This is a genomic window from Synechococcus sp. CCY 9618, from assembly GCF_019038415.1.
Classification (GTDB): Bacteria; Cyanobacteriota; Cyanobacteriia; order PCC-6307; family Cyanobiaceae; genus Cyanobium.
On the sequence record NZ_JAFKRG010000009.1, the window covers coordinates 40578 to 57912 of the forward strand.

Annotated in this window: 19 protein-coding genes and 2 pseudogenes; 16 read left to right on the plus strand and 5 right to left on the minus strand. The window is 66.6% G+C overall.

Annotation, left to right across the window (positions count from 1 at the left end; translation table 11 throughout):
• The first annotated feature begins 84 nt into the window (after nt 1-84).
• Nucleotides 85-1989, plus strand: a complete 1905-nt coding sequence (gene dnaK, locus KUG41_RS01640; protein ID WP_216900418.1) for a molecular chaperone DnaK — start codon at nt 85-87, stop codon at nt 1987-1989.
• 66 nt (nt 1990-2055) lie between these two features.
• Here dnaK and pstS read toward each other — a convergent pair whose 3' ends face one another.
• From pstS to psbQ, 3 genes and pseudogenes are all read right to left on the minus strand, one after another.
• Entirely contained in the window at nt 2056-3051 is a 996-nt protein-coding gene (gene pstS / locus KUG41_RS01645) for a phosphate ABC transporter substrate-binding protein PstS (RefSeq protein WP_216900421.1), read from the minus strand.
• A 55-nt stretch (nt 3052-3106) separates the two neighbouring features.
• A complete protein-coding gene (locus tag KUG41_RS01650) occupies nt 3107-4249 on the minus strand; it encodes an FAD-binding oxidoreductase (RefSeq protein ID WP_216900423.1) in 1143 nt (380 codons plus the stop codon).
• 168 nt (nt 4250-4417) lie between these two features.
• Nucleotides 4418-4873: pseudogene (gene psbQ / locus KUG41_RS01655) on the minus strand (photosystem II protein PsbQ); the annotation flags it as partial.
• A gap of 123 nt (nt 4874-4996) precedes the next feature.
• On the opposite strand from psbQ, the gene purU reads away from it, so the two are divergent.
• Together purU and KUG41_RS01665 are read left to right on the plus strand one after the other, a co-directional pair.
• Nucleotides 4997-5851, plus strand: coding sequence for a formyltetrahydrofolate deformylase (gene purU, locus KUG41_RS01660; RefSeq protein WP_216900427.1), 855 nt, complete (start codon nt 4997-4999; stop codon nt 5849-5851).
• 43 nt (nt 5852-5894) lie between these two features.
• Nucleotides 5895-7175, plus strand: a complete 1281-nt coding sequence (locus KUG41_RS01665; protein WP_216900429.1) for an O-antigen ligase — start codon at nt 5895-5897, stop codon at nt 7173-7175.
• Here KUG41_RS01665 and KUG41_RS01670 read toward each other — a convergent pair.
• Nucleotides 7102-8715 carry a radical SAM protein gene (locus tag KUG41_RS01670; protein ID WP_371733996.1) on the minus strand — a complete coding sequence of 538 codons (1614 nt, stop codon included), beginning with the start codon at nt 8713-8715 and terminating at the stop codon, nt 7102-7104. The two genes, KUG41_RS01665 and KUG41_RS01670, sit on opposite strands and share 74 nt — an antisense overlap.
• Before the next feature lie 187 nt (nt 8716-8902).
• Between KUG41_RS01670 and KUG41_RS01675 the strand changes: the two genes are divergently transcribed.
• From KUG41_RS01675 to KUG41_RS01730, 13 genes and pseudogenes are all read left to right on the plus strand, one after another.
• Complete coding sequence (locus tag KUG41_RS01675; protein WP_216900431.1) at nt 8903-9994, plus strand: calcium/sodium antiporter; 1092 nt, start codon at nt 8903-8905, stop codon at nt 9992-9994.
• A 53-nt stretch (nt 9995-10047) separates the two neighbouring features.
• Nucleotides 10048-10197, plus strand: a complete 150-nt coding sequence (locus KUG41_RS15500; RefSeq protein ID WP_254216733.1) for a hypothetical protein — start codon at nt 10048-10050, stop codon at nt 10195-10197.
• The gene (locus tag KUG41_RS15505; RefSeq protein WP_254216734.1) at nt 10197-10466 is read left to right on the plus strand and encodes a nucleotidyltransferase domain-containing protein; all 270 of its coding nucleotides are present in this window, start codon (nt 10197-10199) and stop codon (nt 10464-10466) included. Before KUG41_RS15500 ends, KUG41_RS15505 begins: the two co-directional genes overlap by 1 nt.
• Nucleotides 10453-10656: pseudogene (locus tag KUG41_RS01685) on the plus strand (HEPN domain-containing protein); the annotation flags it as partial. The gene KUG41_RS15505 and the pseudogene KUG41_RS01685, both read left to right, overlap by 14 nt.
• 271 nt (nt 10657-10927) lie before the next feature.
• Nucleotides 10928-11227 carry a tyrosine-type recombinase/integrase gene (locus tag KUG41_RS01690; protein WP_256438881.1) on the plus strand — a complete coding sequence of 100 codons (300 nt, stop codon included), beginning with the start codon at nt 10928-10930 and terminating at the stop codon, nt 11225-11227.
• Between the two features lie 246 nt (nt 11228-11473).
• The gene (locus tag KUG41_RS16030; RefSeq protein WP_216900436.1) at nt 11474-11689 is read left to right on the plus strand and encodes a type II toxin-antitoxin system HicB family antitoxin; all 216 of its coding nucleotides are present in this window, start codon (nt 11474-11476) and stop codon (nt 11687-11689) included.
• Nucleotides 11686-11910 carry a type II toxin-antitoxin system HicA family toxin gene (locus KUG41_RS16035; RefSeq protein WP_216900438.1) on the plus strand — a complete coding sequence of 75 codons (225 nt, stop codon included), beginning with the start codon at nt 11686-11688 and terminating at the stop codon, nt 11908-11910. The genes KUG41_RS16030 and KUG41_RS16035 overlap by 4 nt, the downstream gene beginning before the upstream one ends.
• Nucleotides 11911-12054: 144 nt before the next feature.
• Entirely contained in the window at nt 12055-12666 is a 612-nt protein-coding gene (locus KUG41_RS01705) for a glutathione S-transferase family protein (RefSeq protein ID WP_216900440.1), read from the plus strand.
• A 119-nt stretch (nt 12667-12785) separates the two neighbouring features.
• Complete coding sequence (locus KUG41_RS01710) at nt 12786-13076, plus strand: type II toxin-antitoxin system RelE/ParE family toxin (RefSeq protein ID WP_216900442.1); 291 nt, start codon at nt 12786-12788, stop codon at nt 13074-13076.
• Nucleotides 13077-13085: 9 nt separating this feature from the next.
• On the plus strand, nt 13086-13394 hold the full coding sequence (locus KUG41_RS01715; RefSeq protein WP_216900444.1) for an addiction module antidote protein: 309 nt from the start codon (nt 13086-13088) through the stop codon (nt 13392-13394).
• 144 nt (nt 13395-13538) lie between these two features.
• A complete protein-coding gene (locus KUG41_RS01720; RefSeq protein ID WP_216900446.1) occupies nt 13539-13793 on the plus strand; it encodes a type II toxin-antitoxin system HicA family toxin in 255 nt (84 codons plus the stop codon).
• 5 nt (nt 13794-13798) lie between these two features.
• The gene (locus tag KUG41_RS01725; protein WP_254216735.1) at nt 13799-14134 is read left to right on the plus strand and encodes a type II toxin-antitoxin system HicB family antitoxin; all 336 of its coding nucleotides are present in this window, start codon (nt 13799-13801) and stop codon (nt 14132-14134) included.
• 99 nt (nt 14135-14233) lie between these two features.
• On the plus strand, nt 14234-14554 hold the full coding sequence (locus KUG41_RS01730; RefSeq protein ID WP_216900450.1) for a hypothetical protein: 321 nt from the start codon (nt 14234-14236) through the stop codon (nt 14552-14554).
• Nucleotides 14555-14646: 92 nt separating this feature from the next.
• Here the strand turns inward: KUG41_RS01730 and acnB are convergent, their stop codons facing one another.
• Entirely contained in the window at nt 14647-17289 is a 2643-nt protein-coding gene (gene acnB, locus KUG41_RS01735) for a bifunctional aconitate hydratase 2/2-methylisocitrate dehydratase (protein WP_216900452.1), read from the minus strand.
• Nucleotides 17290-17335 lie beyond the last annotated feature (46 nt).

The window sequence follows — 17335 nt, forward strand, 5'->3', positions numbered from 1 at the left end:
GGGAACCACCCCTCGCCCTGGTCAGCCCCGGATGCGGAAGATGGCCTCAGTCCGCATCTCATCCACTCAAGGAGGTGGTTATCCATGGGCAAGGTCGTCGGTATTGACCTCGGCACCACGAACAGCTGCGTCGCCGTGATGGAGGGCGGCAAGCCCACGGTGATCGCCAACGCCGAGGGCTTCCGCACGACGCCCTCCGTGGTCGCCTACACGAAGAACCAGGACAAGCTGGTCGGGCAGATCGCCAAGCGCCAGGCGGTCATGAATCCCGAGAACACGTTCTATTCCGTCAAGCGCTTCATCGGCCGCCGGGTCGATGAGGTCAACGAGGAATCGAAGGAAGTGAGCTACGGCGTCGAGAAGGCCGGCGCGAACGTCAAGGTGAAGTGCCCGGTTCTGAGCAAGCAGTTCGCCCCCGAGGAGATCTCGGCCGAGGTGCTGCGCAAGCTGGCCGAAGACGCCGGCAAGTATCTGGGTGAAACCGTGACCCAGGCGGTGATCACCGTTCCCGCCTACTTCAACGACTCCCAGCGCCAGGCCACCAAGGATGCCGGCAAGATCGCCGGTCTTGAGGTGCTGCGGATCATCAACGAGCCCACCGCCGCGGCGCTGGCCTACGGCCTGGATCGCAAGAGCAACGAGCGCATCCTCGTCTTCGACCTCGGCGGCGGCACCTTCGACGTCTCCGTGCTCGAGGTGGGCGACGGCGTCTTCGAGGTGCTCTCCACAAGCGGTGACACCCACCTGGGCGGCGACGACTTCGACAAGGTGATCGTCGACCACCTGGCCGACAGCTTCAAGGCGAATGAGGGCATCGACCTGCGCCAGGACAAGCAGGCCCTGCAGCGCCTCACCGAGGCGGCCGAGAAGGCCAAGATCGAGCTCTCCAGTGCCACCCAGGCGGAGATCAATCTCCCCTTCATCACGGCCACACCCGAAGGCCCCAAGCACCTCGACCTCACCCTCACCCGGGCGAAGTTCGAGGAGCTGGCCTCCAAGCTGATCGACCGCTGCCGGGTGCCGGTGGAGCAGGCCCTCAAGGACGCCAAGCTCTCCACCAGCGAACTCGACGAGATCGTCATGGTGGGTGGCTCCACCCGCATCCCCGCGGTGCTGGAGCTGGTCAAGCGGATCACCGGCAAGTCCCCCAACCAGACGGTCAACCCCGACGAAGTGGTGGCCGTGGGTGCCGCCATCCAGGGCGGTGTGCTCGCCGGCGAGGTGAAGGACATCCTGCTGCTGGATGTGACCCCTCTCTCGCTGGGCGTGGAAACCCTCGGCGGCGTGATGACCAAGATGATCACCCGCAACACCACCATCCCGACCAAGAAGGCGGAGGTGTATTCCACCGCCGTAGACGGCCAGACCAACGTGGAGATCCACGTGCTCCAGGGTGAGCGCGAGATGGCCTCCGACAACAAGTCGCTGGGTACCTTCCGCCTCGACGGCATTCCCCCTGCCCCCCGGGGGGTGCCCCAGATCGAGGTCACCTTCGACATCGACGCCAACGGCATCCTCAGCGTCACCGCCAAGGACAAGGGCAGCGGCAAGGAGCAGAGCATCTCCATCACCGGGGCCTCCACCCTCAGCGACAACGAGGTGGACAAGATGGTCAAGGACGCCGAGGCCAACGCCAGCGCCGACAAGGAGAAGCGCGAGAAGATCGACCTGAAGAACCAGGCCGAAACGCTCGTCTACCAGGCCGAGAAACAGCTCGGCGAACTGGGTGACAAGGTGGGCGCCGAGGACAAGGCCAAGGTGGAGGGCTTCACGAAGGACCTCAAGGAGGCCGTCGAGAAGGACGACACCCCGGCCATCAAGGCCAGCCTTGAACAGCTCCAGCAGGCCCTCTACGCCGCCGGTGCCTCCGTGTACCAGCAGGCAGGTGCTGAAGGTGCTCCCGCCGGTGCCGCCCCCGGCGGCAATGGCAACGGCACCTCCGCGGCCGCCGATGATGTCATCGACGCCGAGTTCACCGAGAGCAAGTGAGCCTCTGCCAGAGGCAGGCCCCCCGCAAGGGGGGCTTTTTTTATGGCCGCGTGGGTGGAGCCGGGATCACTTCTCCAGGCTGGCCAGCTTCTCCCGACCCTTCGCCATCACCGACGGGGGCAGAGGCACGTAGCCCAGCTCGGGAGCCATGGCCTGGGCCTTGTCCGACAGGGTGTAGTCGAACACCTTCTTGAGGCCGTCGAGCTTCTCGCCGTTGCCCGTCTTGTAGAGCAGGATCCAGGTGAAGGTGACAATCGGGTAGCCCTTGGTGGGATTGGGGTTGCTGCCGGTCAGTTCCGGTCCCAGATCGATCGCCGCCAGCGCCGTCGTCTCGCTCTCCGTGCTCGGTGCAACGAGCTCGCCGGAGCCGTTGGTGAGCGCGGCGGCCTGGAGGTCGCCCTTCACATAGGCCACTTCCGCATAGCCGATGCCCCCATCCAGCTGGCCCAGCTGGGCGGCGACGCCTTCGTTGCCCTTGGCACCGATGCCGGTGGGCCAGGTCACCGTCTTGCCGGACCCGGGGCCCGCCTTCCATGCCGGACTGATGGCGGCCAGGTGGGCGGTGAAGTTGGCGGTGGTGCCGGAACCGTCGGAGCGGTGCACCACCTTGATCGGTTTGGCAGCGCAGCCGACCTCACTGAAATTCCTGATCTTGCCGAAGAAAATGTCAGCCAGCTGGGTCTGGCTCAGCCTGAGCTCGCAGCCCGGGTTGTTGTAGGCCACGGCGATGGCGCCGGCGGTCATGGGGATCTGAACCACTCCGCGGCTCACCTGGGCCTTCTCGTCGTCCTTCATCGGCACGTCGGAGGCACCGAAATCGACCGTGGCGGCCAGAAACTGGCGCACGCCGGCGCCCGATCCCACCGACTGATAGTTGACCTGGGCGCCCTGGGAGGCGAGATCCTGGAACCAGCGCTGGTAGATGGCCGCCGGGAAGGAGGCGCCGGCGCCGTTGAGGGTGACGCTGCCGCCTCCACCGCAGCCGGCCAACAGGGCTCCGGTGGTGCCGACGGCCATCGCGGCAGCCATGGATCGGCGGATCAGGGTGGTCTGGGAAGGCATCGCTACTGGAAACAGGGCAGCTCCGGGAAGGTAACCCGAGACTCCAAAGGCCTGGTTAAGGCTGGGACGGCAGGTCGCCGCCGGCCTCGATCCTGTCGGCCACCCAGGCGGCGCTGGCCGGCGCCAGCAGCACGCCGTTGCGGTAATGGCCGCCGGCCAGCAGGAGCCCCGGCGCCGGCTGCTCCAGCAGGGGGGCCGGCCGGCCGACCGGTCGGAACCGCAGGCCCTGCCACCGCTGCAGCACCCGGGCCCCGCTCAGCCAGTCGGGGGCCGCGCCCATCAGGTGGCGGAGATCGGCGAGTCGGGCGGGATCGGCGCCGAGGCCCGGCTCCAGGGTCGCCCCGAGCCAGAGTCGCCTCCCTCCCTCCAGGTCCGGCCGGGGCACCAGGTTGATGCCCCGCCACACCACCGTCCCTGGCCACGCGGCCGGCAGGGGAGCCGCCAGTTCCAGCTCCAGGGCCTGGCCCAGCACCGGCTCCAGCGGCCCGCCGGTGGTTCCGGCCCCCTGGAGGTTCTCAAGCAGGGTGACGCTGGCGCCGCCCGCCGCCAGCACTACCCAGGCCGCCTCCTCGTGGCCACCGCCGGCCAGGGCCACCCGCCAGCCGGTTCGATGGGGTTCCAGGGCTGCGGCGGCCTGGGCCCGGATCGCCATCCCGAGCGCCTGTCCATCTGCCGCCAGGGCGGCCAGGGCGGCTCCGGGATCGAGCTGGCCGTCGCGGGGGGAATGGAGCCCGGCCAGGCAGGGCCGGGGCAGGCTGGGCAGCAGGGGCTCGAGACGTTGCCGGTCCCACAGCCTGAGCGGCAGCCCCAGATCCCGCTTGGCTGCTGCCAGCCGGGCCAGGCGCTCCGTCTCGGCGGGCTCCGCCGCCAGCACCAGCACCCCGGCGCGATGGGGAACGTCGTGCCCCCGCCGGCCCAGTTCGGTGCGCCAGAGGTGCCAGAGCCGCAGGCTGCGTTGACGCAGCTCCCAGGCCCGGCCGCGGTCCCGGTGGAACAGGTCGGCCATCAGCACACCGAGGGCCGACCGGCTGCCGCTGCGTCCCCCGGCCTCCGGCTCCGGGGCGCCGCCCACCGCCGGATCCACCAGCAGCACCTGATGGCCCCGGCGCTGAAGCCACCAGGCACAGGCCAGGCCCACGATGCCTGCCCCCACCACGATCACCGTCTCGGAGCGGGTGGGTGACGATGGGCTGCTCAAAGGTGGAGCCGCCCGGCGGCGACCGTGAGGATCAGCTCAGGACGCGGGGGATTCGCTGGCGTCGCTGCTCTCGGCGGTGGCCAGGGGCTGGGGGGCCGGCGTGGTGGTGGAGGGAGCGGGCGGAACGCGGTTGGTCACCTTCGCTTCGGCGGCGAAGGCCTCGGCCATGGCGACGGCCTCGGCCGGAATCACCTCCGCGTAGGCACTGAAGCCAGTAGCCACTTTGATGTAGGTCTTGCGCAGGTTGTCACCGTCCTGAAGGCGGGCGGCCTCGTCGAGGTCGGCCAGGGAGGTCTTCAGTCGGGTGGCACGCTTGGCGGCCTCGGCCCGGTCGGCCGGCAGCAGCCGCTGGTTGATGTAGAGCATCTCGCGGCCCAGATCCTGCATGGGGCCGTGGATCAGATTGCGGGTGAAGACCCAGTCGCGCTCGTTGACCAGATCCGCCAGTTCCGGCAGCCGATCCTTCGCCGCCAGGAACCCCTCGGTCTGCCGGGCGATCAGGGTCATGTCCTCCGGGCTGATCGTGGGCGGCTTGCGGCTCTGGCCACCGGAGCAGGCCACCAGGGAAACGCTCAGCAGCAGCGCCACGGCGAGCAGGCCGAGGCGGCGCAGGCCACCCAACAGGGAGAGGGGGGTGGGGATCGACGCGACGGCCATGGGACGGTGCTGTATCGAGGCTGGCGCCGTGACTTTACCGGCCCCCCTGCGCCAGCATGGCCACCCCGCCCACCCGTTCCGGGACCGCCGATGCGTTCAGCCACCGCCATCCTGCAGCTGATCTGCCCCGATCGGCCCGGGTTGGTGAGCGAACTGTCGGGCTGGGTGGCAGCCAACGGCGGCAACATCCTCCACGCCGATCACCACACCGATGCCGGCGCCGGCCTCTTCCTGAGCCGCATCGAGTGGGCGCTCCCCGGTTTCGGTCTGCCCCGGGAGGCGATCGTTCCGGCGGTGGCTGCGTTGGCGGGGCGCCTCGGCGGTGAGGGCCAGGTGCATTTCTCCGATGCGGTGCCGCGGGTGGCGATCTTCGTCAGCCGTCAGGACCACTGCCTGGTGGACCTGCTCTGGCGCACCCGCTCGGGCGAACTGCCCATGCAGGTGCCCCTGGTGGTCTCCAACCACCCCGATCTGGCTCCGGTGGCCAGCGATTTCGGTGCCCGGTTCCTGCATCTGCCGATCACGCCGGCCACCCGAGCGGAGGTGGAGGAGGGCCAGCTGGCCCTGCTGGAGGAGGAGGGGATCGAGCTGGTGGTGCTGGCCAAATACATGCAGGTGCTCAGCCCCGCCTTCCTGGACCGTTTCCCCACCGTGATCAACATCCACCACTCCTTCCTGCCGGCCTTCCAGGGGGCTCAGCCCTACCACCGGGCCTGGGAGCGGGGGGTCAAGCTGATCGGCGCCACCGCCCACTTCGTCACCGAGGAACTCGACGGCGGCCCGATCATCGACCAGGCCACGGTGCACGTGGGCCACCGCGATGAGGTGGAGGACCTGATCCGCAAGGGCCGCGACACCGAACGGCTGGCCCTGGCCCGGGCGGTGCGGCTGTTTCTGCGCCGTCAGGTGATGGTCTACCGCGGGCGTACCGCCGTGTTTGATTGACCCGTCGAACGGGACCTGCCGCCGGTCCCCCGCTGCCGCTCCGTTGATCCGTCTTTCCGCCCTTGACGACCGCCTGCGGGCCCAGCGGCCGGCCGAAGCGTCGCCCCTTGGCTGGCGCTGTTTTCAGGTGGGGACCTTCCTGCTGGCCAGCAGCGCCTTCCTGGCCGGACTGTGCCTGCTGGTGGCCCTGATCCTGGGCAGCCGCGGCCGCAGGCCGCCCCTGGCGGACCGGGCCAACGGGGTGCTGCTGGCTGCGGCGGCGCTGATGCTGCTGGGCTGCTTCCAGGCCTCCAGCGGCAGCCTGGCCTGGCTGGGGCTGGGCAACTGGCTGCCCTTTTTCTGGGGCTTCTGGGGCTTCCAGCCCTACCTCAGCACCCCGGCGGCCCGTCGCCGGGTGGCCCTGGCCCTGGTGGCGGGCACGGTGCCGGTGATCCTCACCGGTCTGGGCCAGCTCTGGTGGGGCTGGAGCGGACCCTTCCAGCTGCTGGGAGGGCTGATCATCTGGCACATCAAGGCCGGGGGCAATCCGTCGGAGCGGCTGGCGGGCCTGTTCGACTACGCCAACATCGCCGGGGCCTGGCTGGCTCTGGCCTGGCCCCTCACCCTGGCCGCCCTGCTGGAGGCTGGCCTGGGCCGCCGGCGTCGCGGGGTGGTGCTGGTGATCGCCGCCGGCCTGGTGACGGCTGTGTTCCTGACCGATTCCCGCAATGCCTGGGGCGCCCTGATGCTGGCCGTGCCGCTGGTGGCCGGTCCCACCAGCTGGGTGTGGCTGCTGCCGGTGCTGCTGCTGTTGCTCGCGGTGATCGGCCTGGCCACCCTGCCCTGGGTGCCGGCGGCCCTGCAGGAGCCGGCCCGTGCCCTGGTGCCCCAGGCGATCTGGGGCCGGCTGATCGACCTGGAGTACGCCGGCGAACGCCCCCTGGCCATCACCCGCCTGGCCCAGTGGCAGGTGGCCCTGGGCCTGATCGCCGAGCGGCCCTGGCTGGGCTGGGGGGCCGCCGCCTTCAGCGTCATCTACCCGATGCGCACCGGCCACTGGCATGGCCATCCCCACAACCTGCCGATCGATCTGGCGGTGAGCCACGGCGTCCCGGTCGCCGTGCTGGTGGTGGGCCTGGTGCTCTGGCTTCTGATTCGGGCCGCCCGGCTGGGCATGGCGGGCGGCGCCCTGTTCGATCGGGCCTGGTGGGCCGCCGCCCTGGTGCTGGTGGCCCTGCATGCCACCGACATTCCCTTCTATGACAGCCGCATCAATGTGGCGGGCTGGGTGCTGCTGGCGGGTCTGCGCTGCTATCGCCCTCCAGGGCCTCCTGCCGATGCCTGAGCAGGGTGGCCGCCGGCAGGGGCCCCTCCAGGTGGGCCCAGGGCAGCACCCGATCCTCGCTCCAGGTGGCGTGGACCACCTCCTCCCAGGGGGGCGGTGACGGCAGGGCGACGGGCAGGCCGGCGGGGAGCTCCACCTCGCCGGCCCGCGCGGCCCGGTAGGCCTTCTTCCAGCCCCCCTGGCTGTCGTGGCTGCCGCGGGCCGCGGCGATCACCGGGGCCAGCCGCCGGTCGCTGCGGGAGAGCAGGGCCTGGATCACGCTCCAGCCGTAGCTTTCGGGCCGCAGCTCGATGCCCTTCGGTTTGAGCCGCCGGGCCAGCCGCTGCAGGCGTTTCTCCGCCTCCGGCCGCACCCCCTGCCACTGGAAGGGGGTGTGGGCCTTGGGCACGAAGGTGCTCACCCCCAGGCTGAGCCGCAGCCCAGGCGTGGCTTTCTTGAGGGCTTCCAGCAGGTCGGCGGTGGCCTCGATGTCGGCCTCCTCCTCCGTGGGCAGGCCGGCCATGCCGTAGAGCTTCAGGCCGCTGAGGCCGCCCTCCTTCGCGTAGCGGGCCGCCGCGAAGATCTCCTCGCCGGCCAGCTTCTTGTTCACCACCCGGCGCATGCGCTCGCTGCCGCTCTCAATCGCGATCGTGAGGGATTTGCTGCCGCGCCGGGCCAGGATCCGCCCCAGCTGGGGGGTCACCGTGGCGGCCCGCACCGAACTGACACTCACCCGGGTGCCCTCGAAGCGGTCCGCATCCAGCCAGGTCAGCAGGTCGGCGAACTGGGGGTGCTGGGTCACCGAGGCCCCCAGCAGGCCCAGCCGCTGGGTCACCGCCAGCCCCGTCTCCACCGCCGGGATCAGGCCGTCGTCGAGGGAGGCGGTGCGGAAGGGCAGGGTGAGGTAGCTGGCCAGGCAGAAGCGGCACAGCTCCGGGCAGCTGCGGGCCACCTCCACCATGTGGATGGAGGGCCAGGCCGCCTCCGGGGTGATCACCGTGGAGTGGCTCAGGGTGTGGCCGCGCCAGGTCTGCTTGGCGATGGTGGGTGGCAGTCCGGCTTCGATCGGCTCGATCGCCAGCAGCTCCCCATCGGCGTCGTAGCGGGGGGCGTACAGCCCGGGCACGTAGACCCCCGGCACCTGCGCCAGGGCCCGCAGACGCTCGGCCCGGGGCAGGGCGCGGCCGGCCACCAGCGCGTCGAGGAAGGCGGGCAGCAGCAGCTCGCCGTCCCCCAGCAGCACCACATCGAAGAAGGGCGCCAGGGGCTCGGGGTTGGCGGTCAGCACCGGCCCGCCGCCGAAGACGATCGGATCGTCCTCCCCCCGCTGGTGGCTCCACAGGGGGATCCCCTGGCGCTCCAGCAGGTCCAGCAGCACCGGTCCGTCCAGCTCCCAGCTGAGCGAGAGTCCGAACAGGTCGCAGTGGCGGTGCGGGGGATCCCCCTGGTCGGTGAACAGCCGGCGCACGTCCAGGTCGTCGCGCCGCGCCAGGGAGGCCCAGACCACCTGAAAGCCCAGGCTGGTGATGCCCACCGAGTAGCTGCTCGGAAAGGCCAGCACGGTGCGCAGGGCACCGGCGGCCGGGCGGGCCGGCTGGAACAGCAGGGTTTCCTGGTTCAGGGGTGGGGGCTGGGCGGAAGGTTCCAGCGTGTCACCTCAGGCGGGGCGCCCGCCGATGCCGCCCCTGCCGGCCCCTGGGTGGAACCGTCATCCATCCCTAGAGTCGGGCGCTTTCCCACGGCGCCCCATGCCCTCGCTGCCGAGTTCCGTTGAGATCATCCTCGGCATCCTGGTGCTGTTCGGCGGCGGCGAGCTGTTCGTGGCCGGCTCCGTCGCCCTCTCCCTGCTGCTGGGCATCCCCCAGCTGGTGATCGGCCTGACGGTCGTTTCCCTGGGCACCAGTGCCCCGGAACTGTTCGTGAGCCTGATCTCCACCCTGCAGGGCGACGCCGACCTGGCCGTCAGCAACGTGGTGGGCAGCAACATCTTCAACATCCTGGTGGTGCTCGGCGCCAGCGCCGCGATCATGCCCCTGCGGGTGAAGAGCCGGCTGGTGCGCCGCGACGTGCCCCTGCTGCTGGGCATCTCCATGGCCGTGTGGGGGATGGCCTCCGCCGGGCGGATCACCTGGCAGGCGGGCCTGGCCCTGCTGTTCGCCATGGTGGCGAATCTGGTCTGGGAGATCCGCACCGCCTCGGAAGATTCCTCCGAAGACGATGAACTGGATGGGGACGACCGGGCCACCCCGCTGGTGGCCGGTATCAAGCTGGCGGCGGGTCTGGTGCTGCTGGTGCTTGGCTCCCAGCTGCTGGTGAAGGGGGCCACCACGGCCGCCGTGGCCCTGGGCGTGAGCCAGACGGTGATCGGCCTGACGATCGTGGCCGCCGGCACCTCCATGCCCGAGCTGGTCACGTCGCTGGTGGCCGCCTACCGGGGCAGGGCCGATCTGGCGATCGGCAACGTGGTGGGCAGCAACCTGCTCAACCAGGTGGTGATCCTGGGCCTGTGCGGCGTGGTCTCCGGGGGCCGGGGGCTGCTGGTGGATCCGGTGATGATCAGCCGCGACCTGCCGATCATGGTGGCCACCACCCTGGCCTGCCTGCCGATCTTCTGGTCCAACGGGGTGATCACCCGCCTGGAGGGCTGGCTGCTGATGGGGCTCTACGGCCTCTACCTGGCCGAGCAGGTGCTGGCCGCCTCCGGAGCCGGCGCCCTCGCGGACGGCTACCGCTTCGTGGTGCTGGTGGCGGTGCTGCCCCTGCTGCTGGTGTTCCTGGTCTGGCAGGTGCTGCGCTGGCGGCAGCAGCGCCGGCTTCTGGCTGTCCCCGGCGGCGAGTAGGACTTGGGTCCCACCGTTCATCGCCCCACCGAGACGAGCGGTAGCGTTGGACAATGGCCTCCGCCTCCGCTCCACCCTTCCAGGCGCCGGCGATCCCCTGGCACGCGCCACGGGCGCTGCAGCCGCTGCTGGATCTCGGCCCCGGCCTGGACCTGGGGCCTGTCGTCTGGCCCTGTCACGGCTTTGCGCCGACACCGATGTGATGGCTGTGCTGGCGTTCGGCTCGCGGGCCCGGGGCGAGGCACGGGCTGATTCCGACTTCGATCTGCCGGTGATCGTGCGCCAGCCCCAGCTCACCCCCGCCGAGAAAGCCGCCTGCTGGCAACGCTTTCGCCAGACTCTCGGGCCCCTCGGCGTCAGGGTGGACCTCGTGGTGGCCGGGGCCGCTGACGCCGAACGATTGAGCGGCTCTCGCTGGCACGTGTTCGGCGATGTGGCCCGCGAGGGGAAGGTGCTCTATGTCGCCGGCTGAGGACGCGGCCCTGCTGCTGGCGATCGTGCGTCGCCACCTGCGCACCCTGCGCATCGGGCTCAATCCTGAGTATCCGGAGGAGGACTGGGGCTTCACCGCCCAGCAGGTGGTGGAGAAGCTGCTCAAGGCCTGGATCGTGCTGAGCGATCGCCGGCCACCACGGGTGCACGAACTGAGCGACCTGGCCTCTGTGGCAGGTCAGCCCCTGGAGCCCCGGCTGGCGGCGCTGGCTGGAGCTTCGTGTCCAAGTTTTTCGGTCCGAACCGGCCCCAAGACCGATGGCCAGGTTGGGCGACGGCAGCAGAGTGTTGCCTTCGCGAGTGGGCGAAAAGCTCCAGTCCCATCTGGAGGAGGTACGGCGTCTTCATCGCCAGGATCTTGCGGAGGCTATGGAGGGTGCGCCTTCCCCAAGCCTTGGGGAGTAAGTCCCCCAATCACCAGTGGAGTGGGGCTGGCAATGGTTGTTTCCCCAACAGAACCGCTGGCAAGACCGGGCCTCAGGAACTCAGGGCCGCCACCACCTCGATCTGAGCCTGGTGCAGAAGGCCGTGAAACGGGCCGTGGCCGAGGCGCGCGTCACGAAGTCGGCCAGCTGCCATACATTTCGGCACTCCTTTGCGACTCACCTGCTGGAGCGGGGGCAGGACATCCGCACGATTCAGGAACTCCTGGGCCATCAGGACCTGAGCACCACCATGATCTATACCCATGTGCTCAACCGAGGACCGCTTGGAGTTTGCAGCCCAGCGGACATTATGTAGCAGACCCAACAAGTGGTTATCGGACCCGTGAACCATGGCCAAGTCTTCGGCGCTGGCGCTAAACTCCATTGCGACAACAGGTTCATCTCCTCCTGGCCCCTTGGTTTTAATTGTGGTTCACGGAAAGCGAGCACTCCCTCCCGTGGTTCACAGAAACCACCGAATAACAAGTTGGACCGACCTGTATGCGGTGCTCCTGTACCAATCCGTGGCTAAGCAGCTACAGTGCTTGAGGAGGTGACTTAGATGTCTAGACAGTTTGATGTAGTAGTCGAGAAGGATTCAGAAGGGTTCTTCGTGGCGACAGTCCCTGCTCTACCCGGTTGCCATACTCAAGCCAAATCGCTTGATCAATTGATGGAGCGAATCAAGGAAGCCATTGAGCTTTGCCTTGAGGTTGCAGGCACTGACCCTGAGTCACTTGACTTTATAGGAGTACAGAGAGTTACGGTAGAAGTGTGACGAGATATTCTGCGATTTCAGGAAAGAACCTGATCGCTGCTCTGAGGCGCATTGGATTTGAGGAAATCAGGGTTAAAGGTAGCCATCGCTTCCTGAAGCACTCAGACGGAAGAACAACAGTTGTTCCCGTTCACTCGAATGAAACTTTGGGGCCTGGCCTTTTGGCAAGCATCCTTCGTGATGTCAAGCTTACAAAAGCTGGATTGCAAGACCTTCTGTGACGAACTCAACGGCTGTCCAACATCAAGATTCAGCGGGCGGGGCCAAAGATACCTGTTTAAAGCATTGGGCTACTTCCCGCCGCTGATCTTGAGCGTTAGGCGTCACCCAAGCCCAGCGGCGAACCAGCAAAGCGATTTTCCGCGATGAAACTCTACGATTACCCACCATCTGGCAACGGCTACAAAGTTCGACTGGCTCTCGCGAATCTCGGAATCTCGTATGAATACATCCCCGTTGATATCTTGGCCAGCGAAACTAGAACGTCGGAGTTTCTTGCCAAGAACGCCAATGGACGAATACCGTTACTCCAATTGCAGGACCAAACATATCTTGCAGAGTCGAACGCTATTCTCTTTTTCCTGGCGCAGGGAAGTGAATTATGGCCCAAGAAAACAATTGACCAGGCAAAGGCACTTCAGTGGATGTTCTTCGAGCAATATAGCCACGAACCCAATATCGCAACTGTCCGATTCTGGCGTTCGATAAGGAAGATTGGGCCGAATGACCCAGAATACGCTCAGCTGGAATCCAAGACATCGCAGGGCTACGCTGCCCTGAACGTCATTGAAAATCATCTCAAAAGTAATGATTATCTTGTGGGTGGCCAATACTCAGTAGCAGATATAGCTCTCTATGCGTACACCCACGTAGCCGACGAGGGGGGCTTTAGCCTCGAAGTATATCCAGCGATCAGGAGCTGGCTAAGGCGTATTGCCGCTGCATTAAATCACGTAAAAATAGATGAATGGAAGTGACGCCTAGCCAGCCAATGGAGCTGACGCCTCCGCGCTGCGCGCTTCGGCGCCGCTCATCGGCGCGTTGGACAGGCCGAGTACCGGTTGCGTCTCCGTATCCCTGGGGATACAATGGTGGCATGCTGGAGATTCGGGAGACTCCTGCCTATGCCGCATGGTTCAGTGGGCTGCGCGATCGCGCGGCAAAAGCCCGCATCGATATTCGAATCAGGCGTTTATCCCTGGGGAATCCAGGTGATGTCCGTCCAGTCGGAGAAGGTGTCTCTGAGCTTCGTATTCGTTATGGCCCTGGCTACCGGATCTATTTCATAAGCCAAGGCAACATGCTTATTGTTCTTCTCGCTGGTGGCGACAAAGGCTCTCAAGCGAAAGACATCCAGCATGCCCAAGATCTTGCCCGTAACCTTTAGGGAGAGCAAATGACCAAAACCGAAACAACTGTCTGGGACCCAGCCAATCATTTCACAAACAGTGAAGACATGGCAGCCTATCTTGAAGCCGCTCTGGAGGATGGAGATCCAAGGCTGGTGGCTGCTGCCTTGGGAGATATTGCTCGTGCCAAGGGCATGTCGCAGATAGCACGTGAAGCTGGACTGGGTCGGGAAAGCCTCTATAAGGCTCTCTCCTCAAGCGGGAATCCTGAACTGGCAACCGTGTTGAAGGTTATCTCTGCGCTCGGACTTCAACTGCATGCTACTCCTGCTGTTGAGGCGGAGACGGCTGTTTAACAATGCCATACACCTGGGCCACCTCCAAATGATTCTTTTCATCGCATGAAATCCTCGTGGCCAGGTGATGGCAAGCGTTATCCGTATCCAGCAAGGCGTTGACCGGAAGTGGCGCCTGGTACCGAGAGGCAGTACCATGCATGGATGAAGCGGAAGCACCAGCGCACCCTTGAGCTGATCGTCTCCCGACCCGTCAGCGGCAGCTCGCCGTGGAGGGACATTGAAGCCCAGTTTCTGGAGCTTGGTGGGGATGTCACTGAGAGGGCGGGCAGCCGAGTCGCGGTCGTTCTGGTTGGCGAAGTCAGGGTCTTCCAAAGGCCTCACCCATCGCCCGATACCGACAAGGGTGCGGTTGCTTCAATCCGCAAATGGCTTGAAGAACACGGAGTGACACCATGACTCTCATGAATGTGGATGGCTACCACGCCAAAATTGAGTACGACGAGGAAACGGATCAGTTCCGCGGGGAAATTCTTGGGCTTTCTGGAGGAGCGGACTTCTATGGATCAAACCCTGATGAGCTTCGACGGGAGTTCAAAAAGTCATTGGACGTTTTTCTTGAGGTCTGCAAGCAGCAAGGAATCACTCCACGTAAGCAATTCTCAGGCAAGTTCAATCTTCGGATCCCGCCTGAGCTGCACGAGACATTGGCGATGACTGCGGAAGCACAGGGGAAGAGTCTCAATACGCTTGCCCAGGAAGCACTCCAAAGAAGTGTCACGGCATGGAGGAACGGCTGACGAGCCCCTTGAGTGGACATGCCGTCTCCAACACCCCGCTTACGCTCTACACTTCTTGCCTGCCACTCTGGGGCAGCGGTCAAGTTCAGAAGGAAAACAATGAAGAAGCTTCACTTGGCGATCTCTACAGCCAATATAGAGCAAACCATTGCGGACTACTCTGTTCGTCTGGGAGCACAGCCCTGTTCTTTCATTCCCGGCGAATATGCTCTGTGGCGAACGGAGTTCTTAAACATGTCCGTACGTCAGGACCCTGCCTGTGAGCCGGGCTCTCTAAGACACTTGGGTTGGGAAGACCCTGTGGCTTCTGAGTTCTCGCAGGATACTGATGTGAACGGAGTTGTCTGGGAACGATTTACGGCTCAACATCAAGCTGATGAAATTAATGAGATATGGCCAGCTGCAAACTATCAGCCCTGAACGCTGACCAGTTAATCAGGTTCGTTCGGGCCTTCGGCCTCCACCGGACGCCCTTTTCAGGGCGCCGCTTATTTCCGCGTTAGTCACGCCCCCTACACCTCCGCCAGCACCTTCTGCTCCTCCGCCACGCTCACGACGCGGCCGGCATCCTCGAAGCCATCGATCTGGTCGAAGTTGAGGTAGCGGTAGAGCTGATCGGAGAGGGGATCGATCTTCGACGCTGCGATTTCGAGGTACTCGGCCGGATCTGGAATGCGTCCCAGCAGGGCGCACACCGCCGCCAGTTCGGCGCTGCCCAGGTACACCTGGGCGCCGTTACCCAGGCGGTTGTTGAAGTTGCGGGTGCTGGTGGAGAACACGGTGGTGTTGTCCTCCACCCGGGCCTGGTTGCCCATGCACAGGGAGCAGCCCGGCAGCTCCATGCGGGCGCCAGCGGTCTCGAACTTGGCGGTGTAGCCCTCGGAGCGCAGCATCTCGTCGTCCATGCGGGTGGGCGGGCAGACCCACAGCCGGGCGGCACTGGTGCCGGCCCCGTCCAGCACCGTGGCCGCGGCCCGGTAGTGGCCGATGTTGGTCATGCAGGAGCCGATGAACACCTCATCGATCCGCTCGCCGGCCACCGCGCTCAGCGGTTTGACGTTGTCCGGGTCGTTGGGGCAGGCCAGGATCGGCTCGGTGAGCTCGTTCAGGTCGATCTCGATCACGGCGGCGTATTCGGCGTCGGCATCGGCCTCCATCAGCACCGGATCGGCCAGCCAGGCCTCCATCGCCTTGATGCGGCGGGCCATGGTGCGGGCGTCGCTGTAGCCGCGGGCGATCATGTTCTTCAGCAGGGCCACGTTGCTGCGCAGGTATTCGCTCACCGTCTCGACGCTGAGCTTGATCGTGCTGCCGGCGCAGGAGCGCTCGGCGGTCGCGTCCGTCAACTCAAACGCCTGCTCCAGCTTGAGATCGGGCAGCCCCTCGATCTCCATGATCCGGCCCGAGAAGATGTTCTTCTTGCCGGCCTTGGCCACCGTCAGCAGGCCCTGCTGGATCGCCACGTAGGGAATGGCGTTGACCACGTCCCGCAGGGTGACGCCGGGCTGCAGCTTGCCTGTGAACTTCACCAGCACCGATTCGGGCATGTCGAGTGGCATGGCGCCGATGGCGGCGGCGAAGGCCACCAGGCCGGAGCCGGCCGGGAAGGAGATCCCCAGGGGGAAGCGGGTGTGGCTGTCGCCGCCGGTGCCCACCGTGTCGGGCAGCAGCATGCGGTTGAGCCAGCTGTGGATGATGCCGTCGCCGGGGCGCAGGGCGACGCCGCCGCGGGAGCTGATGAAGTCGGGCAGCTCGGCGTGGGTCCTGAGGTCCACCGGCTTGGGGTAGGCGGCGGTGTGGCAGAAGCTCTGCATCACCAGATCGGCGGAGAAGCCCAGGCAGGCCAGCTCCTTCATCTCGTCGCGGGTCATGGGCCCGGTGGTGTCCTGGCTGCCGACGCTGGTCATCAGCGGTTCGCAGCTGGTGCCGGGCCGGACCCCGGCCAGGCCGCAGGCCTTGCCCACCATCTTCTGGGCCAGGGTGAAGCCCTTGCCGGTGTCGCTGGGGGCCACCGGGCGGATGAACACCTCGGAGGGGGGCAGGCCCAGCTGGAGTCGCACCTTGTCGGTGAGCGAACGGCCGATCAGCAGGGGGATGCGGCCGCCGGCGCGCACCTCGTCGGCGATGGTGCTGGGCTTGAGCTCGAAGCGGGCCAGGATCTCGCCGGCGCCGGGCTCGCCCTCGGCCCGCTCGATCGTGCCGGCGTAGGGCCGGATCGTGATCACGTCGCCGCTGGCCAGGGCCGCCACGTCGCATTCGATCGGCAGGGCGCCGGAATCCTCGGCGGTGTTGAAGAAGATCGGCGCGATCTTGCCCCCAAGTACCACCCCGCCGCTGCGCTTGTTCGGAACGTGGGGAATGTCGGTGCCGATGTGCCAGAGCACGGAGTTGATCGCCGATTTGCGGGAGCTGCCGGTGCCGACCACATCGCCCACGTAGGCCAGGGGGTGGCCCTTGGCCTTCAGTTCAGCGATCAGGGCCAGCCCCTCCGGCATCCGCGTCTCCAGCATCGCCATGGCGTGCAGGGGGATGTCGGGGCGGGTGGTGGCGTGGGTGGCCGGCGAGAGGTCGTCGGTGTTGGTCTCCCCCTCCACCTTGAACACGGTCACGGTGATCGCCTCGGCCAGGGGCGCCCTGGCGGTGAACCATTCCGCCGCCGCCCAGCTGTCCACCACCTGGCGGGCCAGGGGGTTGGTCTCGGCCAGTTCGATCACGTCGTGGAAGGCGTCGTAGACCAGCAGGGTGCGGCTCAGCCCAATGGCGGCCTCGGCGGCCACAGCGGGATCAGGGCTGGAGAGCAGGGCGATCAGGGCGCCCACGTTGTAACCGCCGATCATGGTGGCGAGCAGCCGGGTGGCCTCCAGGGCGCTCACCAGGGGGCTGGTGGCCGTGCCCGCGGCCACGCCACTGAGCCAGCCGGCCTTCACGTAGGCGGCTTCGTCGACCCCGGGCGGAATGCGCTCGCTCAGCAGCTCCAGCAGGAAGGCCTCCTCGCCGGCGGGGGGCTTCTCCAGCAGCTGGGTGAGGGCCTGAGTCTGCTCGGCGGTCAGGGGCAGGGGGGGCACGCCGAGGGCCGCGCGGGTGGCGGCGGCCTCCCGGTAGGTGGGCAGCAGTTCGGCGGGCGAGAGGGGGGTGGGGCTCGGGGAGACGGACATATGGATGGGGTGCCGGTGGATGGGTGCCGGGACGGAACTCCAGGGC

Excerpts from the sequence above, each read along its gene's own strand:
- dnaK (WP_216900418.1), top strand. The coding sequence starts at position 85 with ATGGGCAAGGTCGTCGGTATTGACCTCGGCACCACGAACAGCTGCGTC.
- pstS (WP_216900421.1), bottom strand. The coding sequence starts at position 3,051 with ATGCCTTCCCAGACCACCCTGATCCGCCGATCCATGGCTGCCGCGATG.
- purU (WP_216900427.1), top strand. The coding sequence starts at position 4,997 with ATGCGTTCAGCCACCGCCATCCTGCAGCTGATCTGCCCCGATCGGCCC.
- KUG41_RS01675 (WP_216900431.1), top strand. The coding sequence starts at position 8,903 with ATGCCCTCGCTGCCGAGTTCCGTTGAGATCATCCTCGGCATCCTGGTG.
- KUG41_RS15500 (WP_254216733.1), top strand. The coding sequence starts at position 10,048 with ATGGCCTCCGCCTCCGCTCCACCCTTCCAGGCGCCGGCGATCCCCTGG.
- KUG41_RS15505 (WP_254216734.1), top strand. The coding sequence starts at position 10,197 with ATGGCTGTGCTGGCGTTCGGCTCGCGGGCCCGGGGCGAGGCACGGGCT.
- KUG41_RS16030 (WP_216900436.1), top strand. The coding sequence starts at position 11,474 with ATGTCTAGACAGTTTGATGTAGTAGTCGAGAAGGATTCAGAAGGGTTC.
- KUG41_RS01705 (WP_216900440.1), top strand. The coding sequence starts at position 12,055 with ATGAAACTCTACGATTACCCACCATCTGGCAACGGCTACAAAGTTCGA.
- KUG41_RS01710 (WP_216900442.1), top strand. The coding sequence starts at position 12,786 with ATGCTGGAGATTCGGGAGACTCCTGCCTATGCCGCATGGTTCAGTGGG.
- KUG41_RS01715 (WP_216900444.1), top strand. The coding sequence starts at position 13,086 with ATGACCAAAACCGAAACAACTGTCTGGGACCCAGCCAATCATTTCACA.
- KUG41_RS01720 (WP_216900446.1), top strand. The coding sequence starts at position 13,539 with ATGAAGCGGAAGCACCAGCGCACCCTTGAGCTGATCGTCTCCCGACCC.
- KUG41_RS01725 (WP_254216735.1), top strand. The coding sequence starts at position 13,799 with ATGAATGTGGATGGCTACCACGCCAAAATTGAGTACGACGAGGAAACG.
- KUG41_RS01730 (WP_216900450.1), top strand. The coding sequence starts at position 14,234 with ATGAAGAAGCTTCACTTGGCGATCTCTACAGCCAATATAGAGCAAACC.
- acnB (WP_216900452.1), bottom strand. The coding sequence starts at position 17,289 with ATGTCCGTCTCCCCGAGCCCCACCCCCCTCTCGCCCGCCGAACTGCTG.